We start from the raw sequence: 1,252 nt of genomic DNA on the forward strand, positions 1-1,252 counted from the left end.
AATATCCCCGAATTTGCCCAGAAAATTGACTGCTCTGGTTAATCAGCCAATTTTAAAATCCAGTATCATCAAAGGATTGAGTTATGCTTTTAATTAGAAAAGTGGGCAATTAATTCTGTGCGAGATAAATTAATTATTAAAGGGGTAAACTCCTCCACTGGTAATAATAAAATGCGCTCGATGATTAGGGACAAATCTGGGTCTAAACTACCAAAACGAGCTTTCAATAAATTTTCTACCACCAGACGTTCTCCTTGCTGAAGACCCTGTTGAAGACCCTGTTGAAGACCTTGTTGAAGACCCTGTTGAAGACCCTGTTGAAGACCCTGTTGAAGACCTTGTTGACGGCCAGCATCCAGTTCTTCCTGAAGACGGGAAGTGTATAAAGGTGATAATCTCATAATTAACTCTCTGTCCTCCTGTTCAAGCTCTTGATCGTTAGTTAAAGAAGTTCTCAAGTTTAATAATAATTCTAGAGCATTTACCCGAAAAGGATGGTCCTCTGGTAACGATTCTAACTCATCGATCGCCCTTGCTTGTACTTTTCCCCGGCCTAAAATTCTTAACCAGAGAGTTGCTTCTGTTGGGGGTAATTGATGGATAACGGTGATTGCCGTGCGTAAAGAGGGAGCCAAAAAATAGATACCTTCCCCCCAATTCTCCTCATCTAATTTAGCTCCGAATCCTCCTAACAGTTGCGAGGAAGCACTGGGAGTCAAAATCCAGAGACGGGGGATTTCCCCATCGTTAAGATTCGTTTTCTGACGATTTGCTTGACGATTAATTTCCCCTTCCACTTCCAATAGTTTTAACAGACAAGTTCTAATTTCTGTAGCGGTGACAGGATTACGAAAGGGTTCAAATAAACAGGGATTAATCGCCATTTTTCCCAGTAATCCTAGCAGTTCTCTCGGATTATTATCGAGCATCTGGGGTGAAAACCAGACATCGATTTCTCGTACTTCTCCTCGTACAACCCGTGCCGATTTTACCTCTCCCAGAGAAGATAATAATTCTTCGAGATAATCTTTGGCAAACTGGTCATGAATAAATCTAGTCATAGGTTTATCTAACATGATTTAATAACTTATCTCGTAATTGCTTAATCCGAAATATCCCCGAATTTGCCCAGAAAATTGACTGCTCTGGTTAATCAGCCAATTTTAAAATCCAGTATCATCAAAGGATTGAGTTATGCTTTTAATTAGAAAAGTGGGCAATTAATTCTGTGCGAGATAAATTAATTATTAAA

1 protein-coding gene is annotated in these 1,252 nt (G+C 39.5%); it reads right to left on the minus strand.

Translation table 11 applies throughout. The annotated features are described in order from the left end of the window. Positions 1–89: 89 nt before the first annotated feature. Positions 90–1,061 carry a flagellar assembly protein H gene (locus PX481_RS21260; RefSeq protein WP_288095850.1) on the minus strand — a complete coding sequence of 324 codons (972 nt, stop codon included), beginning with the start codon at positions 1,059–1,061 and terminating at the stop codon, positions 90–92. Between the last annotated feature and the right edge of the window lie 191 nt (positions 1,062–1,252).

The organism is Microcystis sp. M53603_WE2 (assembly GCF_030065435.1).

Bases quoted from the DNA above. Each gene is read 5' to 3' on its own strand.
- PX481_RS21260 (WP_288095850.1), bottom strand. From the start codon at position 1,061: ATGACTAGATTTATTCATGACCAGTTTGCCAAAGATTATCTCGAAGAA.